1 pseudogene is annotated in these 273 nt (G+C 59.3%); it reads left to right on the top strand.

From position 1 onward, the window contains the following. Positions 1 to 273: pseudogene (locus SB772_RS40905) on the top strand (hypothetical protein); the annotation flags it as partial.

Below are 273 nucleotides of genomic sequence, written 5' to 3'. Positions count from 1 at the left end.
AAGGTCGACAACATCGACCCTGAAATGGCCCGCGCCGAGTTCGCCCCGTTGGGCATGGGCCACGCGATTCCTATCGCCGGTGCTCATGGTCGTGGCATCACCCAGATGCTGGAAATCGCCCTGAGCGATTTCCCGAAAGACGAGGAAGAGCCGGAAGACGGCGAAGAAGAGATCGTTGCCGAAGGTGAGGAAGCCAAGCGCATTCCTGGCCCAAGCGAAAAAGACTGTATCAAGATCGCCATCATCGGTCGCCCGAACGTCGGCAAGTCGACG

This window comes from Paraburkholderia sp. SIMBA_030, assembly GCF_046535245.1.
In the GTDB taxonomy this organism is placed as follows: Bacteria; Pseudomonadota; Gammaproteobacteria; order Burkholderiales; family Burkholderiaceae; genus Paraburkholderia.
The sequence above is the reverse complement of the archived record's forward strand: the minus strand, read 5'-3'. Positions and strand labels throughout refer to the sequence as shown.